This window comes from Chitinophaga sp. (assembly GCF_035564935.1).
Lineage (GTDB): Bacteria > Bacteroidota > Bacteroidia > Chitinophagales > Chitinophagaceae > Chitinophaga.
In genome coordinates, this window is record NZ_DATMTE010001059.1 from 1 (window position 1) to 7,367 (window position 7,367).

Below are 7,367 nucleotides of genomic sequence, written 5' to 3' on the forward strand. Positions count from 1 at the left end.
TGGTGATCCCCTTGGGACTCGAACCCAAGACCCATACATTAAAAGTGTATTGCTCTACCAACTGAGCTAGGGAATCATTCCCCTTTAAAGGGTGGCAAAAATAAACATTATCCCACAACCTCCAAATTTTTTTCCGAAAAAATAAATTCACCTATGCCTGCACCCCACCGGCAAATACCCACGGAGCTGATGGACAACTCAAAGTTTATAAACACACGGAAACCGGATCAGGCTTACCACTGGATTAAATCAATAAGCCGCCGGCTTCGGAGCATCGCTATACGTTAACATGAATTATTCATCCATCCCGCCCTGGTCATCTCCGGCAGTCTTTTTACTATTTGCTACCAGCGCATTCAGGTTAGTCACTTCTTCCTTTGTAAAATACCGCCATGATCCCGGCGCCAGGTCTTTCAATGTCATATTCATGATCCGCGTGCGTTTCAGGGTGGTTACTTCATATCCCAACGCCTCGCACATACGGCGGATCTGCCGGTTAAGTCCCTGGGTTAAGATGATACGAAAACGGTTCGGTCCCTCCTGTTGAACAAAGCATTTCTGCGTCATTACACCGAGAATACGCACGCCGCTGCGCATATTTTTAACGAACTCCAGGTCTATGGGTTTATCAACGGTAACAATGTATTCTTTCTCGTGCTGGTTGCCGGCCCGTAAGATCTTGTTTACAATATCGCCGTCGTTGGTAAGGAATATCAGTCCTTCAGAACGCTTATCCAGCCGGCCTATAGGAAATATGCGGGATGGAAAGTTCACGTAGTCGATGATGTTCGTTTTATCTTTCAGATCCGTGGTGCAGGTAATACCTTTAGGTTTATTGAGCGCTATATATACGGTGGATTTCTTCTTTTTCAGCGGCTCGCCATCTACCTCTACCACGTCGCCATCTTTTACGCGGTTGCCTTTGGAAGCAATGTTGTCGTTGATCGTAACGCGGCCCTGTTCAATGTATTTGTCCGCTTCCCTGCGACTGCAAAAGCCGGTTTCACTGATGTATTTGTTAACGCTGATATCCATATGGCTGCAAATTACTTAAAACCCGGCAAAAAGTCGTGTATGGCGCCGGTGTCCAGGTCCGGCTGTAACTGCGGCAGCATCCACCTGTGCAGGGGTAAGGAAAGGTAAAAGCTGCCTGTAAAGGAAAAATAATTATGCTTTGATGTTAAAAACGAAGAATGTAACTTGTTAGCGGCAACCTGTCATACTGCCCCGGTCCCCGATATGAAAAGATTACTATGCCTGATCACCGGCCTGTTATTGCTCTCCCATTTCACCCTAACGGGCCAAACGCTGTTGCCATATATCCTCAACGGGGCCGCTACCCAGCGTACGTGTAATTGCTATGTGCTCACACCCGATCAGCAAACTACCAGCGGTACGGTATGGAATAAAAATAAAATTAACCTTCACCAGTCTTTTAATTATGTATTTGATGTAAACCTTGGTTGTAAAGATGCAACCGGGGCAGATGGCATCGGCTTCATCCTGCAAACCAAAGGCACCAATCTCGGCGCTACCGGGCAGGGCATCGGTTTTAAGGGCATTTCACCTTCTTTGGGGATTATTATCGATACATACATGAACAACGATGAGAACGACCCGGCTTATGATCATATTTCCATCCAGATGAATGGTATCACGGATCACAGCGATCCGGCGGGTAATCTTACCGCGCCGGTAACGGCACTGGCCGGCAGCGATAATATAGAAGACTGTAACTGGCATCTTTTCCGCATCCGCTGGGACGCTGCCACACAGCACATGGAGGTAAGCGTGGATAATGAGCTACGGCTTACGCTGGATAAAGATATTGTAAACGACATTTTCAGCGGCGATCCCAATGTATTCTGGGGCTTTGCCGGATCTACCGGCGGCAGCTCCAATAAACAGGAATTTTGCGCCGCCCTGCGCCCGGAATTTAATTTCAATCCCGGGCAGATCTTTTGCGATGGCACTCCCATCAGTTTCAGGGACAATTCCAGTTCCTTCGGGTCTATTACCCGTTGGTGGTGGGATCTGGGAGACGGCACCCAATCTACCGCCCCCCTGCCACCCGCTCACGTGTACCCGGCGGCAGGGCAGTATGAAGTAAAACTGGTGATTGAAGATAACAGCGGCTGCATGTCGGATACCTTAAAAGCGCCCTTTACCGTAGGGGCGTACCCGGTAGTGGACTTTGGTCCTGATCCGCTATGCATTACCGGGAAAATGCAGATGGAAGACCGCACTACCATTGCTGTAGGAAGTGCCGGAAAATGGGAATGGAACTGGGGCAACGGCACTACCGCTACCGGGCAGCAACCCACCGCTCCCTACACTACGCCGGGCCCCAAACAAATACAGCTCTCTGTCACCTCTGCGCAGGGTTGCGCTGCCACTGCCACTAAATCGATCCTGGTGAGCAATACGCCGCTGGTAAGCGGTCGCGGCGAGGATGTATGCCTGGGTGCAACTACCGCATTTGAAGGGTTCAACCTTACACCGGCTACCCCTATAAGTCAGTGGTACTGGGACTTCGGCAGCGGGAACACCCTGCAACAGCAACAGGGCGGCTTCCGCTTTGCAGATACGGGCTACTACCGGGTAAGCCTATACGGCATCAGCAACGATGGCTGCGCGTCTCCCGAAGTGGAAGTTCCCGTGAGGGTTACTTCCGTATTCGCACGCGCCGGCAAAGATACCATTGTGGCCAGCGGCCAACCCCTGCAGTTGCAGGCGGAATGGGTTAATCCGCGGGTCCGTTATGCATGGTCGCCGGTAACGGGCCTCAATGATCCGTACACCGACAATCCCGTTGCCATACTGCAGAAAGATCAAACGTTCCGCCTTACGGTTACTTCCCCGGAAGGTTGCGAGGACCACGACGATGTAAGCGTTAAAGTATACGAAGGACCGGAATTTTATGTTCCAAATGCTTTCACGCCCAACAACGACGGACGCAATGATATTTTCCGCGTTATTGCCGCCGGTGTACCAAAGCTGGATTTCTTTTGCATATGGAACCGCTGGGGTCAGGAAATTTTCCGTAGCGCCAGTCTCCCCGGCGGATGGGACGGCACCTGGAACGGGCAGCCTGCTCCTGCTGCCACCTATGTTTGGATGGTGCAGGGCGTGGATTATACAGGACGCCGCTTTAGCAGGAAAGGCACGGTTACGCTTATACGATAACGGTACCCGGAACTACAAGGTAGTGTTACGCCTATGCGACAACAATAACCACAATTCCAGTAAGGAAAGATACAGTAATGTCTATACGCTAAAGTTATAACAATAACGCCTACACGCGGTAACAGATAGCATTGATATTCATCCCCGCTCCTACAGAAGCAAACAGGATCACATCCCCCGCATGCACCTGCTGGTTGGCAATATGCCCCTTCCGCACCATGTCGTACAAAGTGGGTACGGTGGCCACAGAGCTGTTACCAAGTTCGTGGATATTCATGGGCATAATATCGGCGGGTGCTTCTTTGATGCCATATAACTGGTAAAAAGCCCTGATGATGGCAATGTCCATCTTTTCATTGGCCTGGTGAATAAAGATCTTCTTTACATCGGCAATATTAAGGCCACCGGCATCCAGGCATGCTTTCATGGCTTCAGGCACATGCTTCAATGCAAATTCATACACTTTGCGGCCCTGCATCTTCACATAACGTATACGCGGATCCGTTTCCGGTGCATAGGATTTGCCCATACAGATATAGTTGAGTTCCTCGGTTACATACGACTGCGCACTGGTGCTGATTACGCCAGCTGCCCCTTCTTTATCATCAAAGGCTTCTACAATCACAGCGCCTGCACCATCGCTGAAAATCATACTGTCGCGGTCGTAGCGGTCAATCACCCGGCTCAGTGTTTCTGTACCCACTACCAGGCACTTCTTTGCCAGCCCTGCCTTAAAGAAGGCATCGGCCTGGATAAAGCCCTGGATCCAACCCGGGCAGCCAAACAAAATATCATACGGAATACAGGCAGGGTTCCGGATCCCCAATGCCTGCTTCACCCTGGAAGCCAGCGATGGCACTGCGTCCGACTGTATCGTATCCGTGAGTACATTACCAAAATTATGGGCTAGAATGATCTGGTCCAGTGTTTCCGGATCCAGCCCTGCATCTTTGATAGCTGTTGCCGCCGCAGCTACGGCCATTTCCGTGGCGTTCATGTCCATATCGGCGTACCTGCGTTCACAGATACCCGTTACCTCCCCGAATTTGCGGATAATAACTGCCGCCTCATATGGGATCTTCTCTCCCCGGTCACTGTAGAAATCCTGCTGTAAAAAATCGCTGTTCTTTATTTTGTTGGTAGGAATAAAACTACCAGTTCCAGTAATAACCGTCCTCATTGCATTAACCATAGAGCGTTTTTTAAGCTGCCATCTGACAACCTGTCTCGTAAAGATACAACAAAAAGCGTCCTTTCCTAGTACCCGCCTCTGTCTTCATCTTCCCGGAATAAAAACGGCGCCGGTAAAAAACAGCGCCATCAATTATTTTATCTCCATTTAAATTACAAACTATCTGCTACTCCTTTCAGTAATTCGTACGACCGTAACCGTATGTCCTGGTCGTAAATATGTGCAGTAGCCATCAGTTCATCCACCTGTGTTTCTTCTATGAAATGCTGCAAGCCTGTTTTTACGGTAGCAGTACTGCCTATAAAGGAACAAGACAGCATCTGTTGTGCGTGCGCCTTCTCATACTCATTCCATATGCCTTCCATGCTGTCTATGGGGGGTCCCAGCCGGCGAAGTTTCCCGCGTATAATTCCCAGGAACAGCTGGTAGAAAGAAGTAGCCAGCCGGTTCGCTTCGGCATCGGTATCTGCGGCAATTACATTCACGCAGGCCATGGTGTGGGGAGCCGATAGAAATTCAGAGGGCTTGAAATGCTGCCTGTATATTTTCAGTGCCGCATGCAGTTGTGCTGGTGCAAAATGACTGGCAAACGCGTAGGGCAATCCCATAGCAGCCGCCAGGTAGGCGCTGTCTGTACTGGAACCCAATATCCAGATAGGAATATCCAGTCCTTCACCGGGTATAGCCCTCACAGCGCTGGTGTGGTTATCGAACGATAAGTATTGTTGCAGCTCCTGTACCTGTTCAGGGAAATCGTGGCCGGCCCCGAGCCTGTCGCGGCGCAATGCCCTTGCCGTTACCTGGTCGGTACCCGGCGCCCGGCCAAGCCCCAGGTCTATCCGGTCGGGATATAACGAGGCGAGGGTGCCAAACTGCTCTGCCACCACCAGCGGGGCATGATTAGGGAGCATGATGCCACCTGATCCAACCCGGATGGTGCTGGTGCCCCCGGCAATATACCCAAGTAATACGGCGGTGGCGGAACTCGCCACGCTCACCATATTGTGGTGTTCTGCCATCCAGAATCGCTTATATCCCAGCTTTTCAACATGTTGTGCCAGCCGCAGGCTATTCCGGAATGCATCTGCAGGCGTACTTCCTTCTGTTACCGGCGCCAGGTCCAATACTGACAACGGCCGTCTTAATCCTTGCTTACTCATGGACACAAATTTACTACAATGCCGCCGACAGAGGTGAGGTGATATACTTTAGGTAAGCAGCTTAAGCATGCTCCAGCATATCAGTAAACGCAGCAGAAAACCGATATACATCGCCCGGCCAGCGGGCGGAAAGGTAGTTCCGGTCCCGTACAATGAAGCCCCGCTCCGGGTGGCTGGCATCATCTTTCCGCAGTGGAAGCGGTCCGTGAAAGAACTGCGCCGGGCTTGCCAGCGCGGCCGTTACTTCCGCCTGTACCGTTACCCGGTAGGTAAGGTAATAGTCTTTTAACCACCAACGGGTAAGCTGGTAGGCCATCCGCTCCTGGCTGGCCAGTAAGGTGGTGGTTTTGTAGGAATGTAACACGGATTTCCCCGTTTGCGGGTGCCTGCTTCGTGCAGCCAGCACGGTACCATGACAAATAGCTGCCACCGGCTTCTCCGCTATAAAAAAATGGGTAACCACCTGTTGCAATAAAGCGGATTCAAGATAGGGGATCATGCCTTTGTCGTGCCCGCCGGGCAACAGCAACGCGTCATAATCCTCCGCACGGATCTCCGTATATTTTAAAGGTGTGCAAAAAGATTCACTGTTCGACATCCGGTGATAAGCCATCACGGCATCTTCCCTGGCCTGCAACAACCACTTCCATATACCCAATCCATCTCCCCTCAATACCCGCAGGTCTGCCATACCACTGTAACCGCCAGGCGTTGCAAATTGCACCTCGTACCCTTTGGCAGTAAGCAGCAACCAGGGTATAGCGGCTTCAGTGGGATCAAAACCATAATCGGGCAACGGTACCAGCACCTTCTTCATGCAGGGAGTTTTAACGCAGGAAAGGAAGATAACAAAATTACTTAATTTCAGGCCTTATAAATCCTGCTATGCGTGGAAGCTGATGGAAGTAAAAACACTCTTTGAAACACTGAAAGTTGAATTTGAAGCTACCGCAGTGAAATAAAATAAAGGCCCGGTATTGTACCGGGCCCTTATTTTTTATAACAGGTTATATGAAGATGAGTAATGATAATAAAATAAGATAGATCACCAGCTTGATGATCCTCCACCGGTTGGTACGGAAGTGACGGGGCCGTGTAAAATCAACGTTGATACGGCGCATAAAATAACCTGCATTGCCGCTTCCTGCCAGGGTTTTAAGCATTCCCCATTCATTGCTGCACCGCAGCAGGGTCATATAGTAAGCAACTTTCAGATCACGGTAACCCATACCCGCAGCCCTTACATAATTAATCCCCATATCAATCAAAGGGATCGCTGCTATAAGGATCAGCCATTTCTGCCAGCTGAGAAATATAAAGAACAAAGGTGCACAAAGTAAAGCCAGTAGGAGGCCTTCTACAGGATTGGGAAACGCATACCAGTTAAAAGCTTTAAACCTGGGCAGCAGCATGGCCATGCCCGCGCCATAACGGGTAAAACGGTCGTAATGCGGTTGCCCGTTATTCCACCACGGATGCGTAACCCTCGCTTCCTTCACACAGGTGAATGCGGCATTATGCAGCATACTCACCCTCGCCCCGAGGTCAATATCCTCTCCCCCGCCAATAGCCGACAACTCCGGCGAAAAGCGCTGGTCCTGCAAAGCACTGCGGTTAAATAGAATGTTAGCCGTTACGCCCCATTTAAATGTCTCCTTCTTCCTGGCAATCGTAAAAATACTGGTAAGCCCGGCGGCATCCAACGCACGTGTAAAGGCATTCACCGGCGCCGGGAAATCTGTTAATCCTATAAAACCAATTGCAACCGGTTGCGCTTTGATAGCCGCCGCATACCGGAATAACAAATCATCATCTGCCACAATATCATC

At 50.4% G+C, this 7,367-nt stretch carries 6 protein-coding genes and 1 tRNA gene; 1 reads left to right on the plus strand and 6 read right to left on the minus strand.

Features of this window, described 5'->3' with window-relative positions; genetic code table 11:
* Together VN105_RS27485 and rluF are read right to left on the minus strand one after the other, a co-directional pair.
* Window positions 1-76, minus strand: a tRNA-Lys gene (locus VN105_RS27485).
* Window positions 77-294: 218 nt separating this feature from the next.
* Complete coding sequence (gene rluF, locus VN105_RS27490; RefSeq protein WP_325646299.1) at window positions 295-1,035, minus strand: 23S rRNA pseudouridine(2604) synthase RluF; 741 nt, start codon at window positions 1,033-1,035, stop codon at window positions 295-297.
* A 204-nt stretch (window positions 1,036-1,239) separates the two neighbouring features.
* Between rluF and VN105_RS27495 the strand changes: the two genes are divergently transcribed.
* Entirely contained in the window at window positions 1,240-3,186 is a 1,947-nt protein-coding gene (locus VN105_RS27495) for a lectin-like domain-containing protein (RefSeq protein ID WP_325646301.1), read from the plus strand.
* A gap of 109 nt (window positions 3,187-3,295) precedes the next feature.
* Here the strand turns inward: VN105_RS27495 and VN105_RS27500 are convergent, their stop codons facing one another.
* From VN105_RS27500 to VN105_RS27515, 4 genes are all read right to left on the minus strand, one after another.
* Window positions 3,296-4,378 carry a 3-oxoacyl-ACP synthase III family protein gene (locus VN105_RS27500; RefSeq protein ID WP_325646303.1) on the minus strand — a complete coding sequence of 361 codons (1,083 nt, stop codon included), beginning with the start codon at window positions 4,376-4,378 and terminating at the stop codon, window positions 3,296-3,298.
* A gap of 152 nt (window positions 4,379-4,530) precedes the next feature.
* Window positions 4,531-5,538, minus strand: a complete 1,008-nt coding sequence (locus tag VN105_RS27505) for an LLM class flavin-dependent oxidoreductase (RefSeq protein WP_325646304.1) — start codon at window positions 5,536-5,538, stop codon at window positions 4,531-4,533.
* Between the two features lie 61 nt (window positions 5,539-5,599).
* Entirely contained in the window at window positions 5,600-6,355 is a 756-nt protein-coding gene (locus VN105_RS27510; protein WP_325646306.1) for a type 1 glutamine amidotransferase domain-containing protein, read from the minus strand.
* Between the two features lie 190 nt (window positions 6,356-6,545).
* A partial coding sequence (locus VN105_RS27515) for a hypothetical protein (protein ID WP_325646308.1) occupies window positions 6,546-7,367 on the minus strand: 822 nt, incomplete at its 5' end.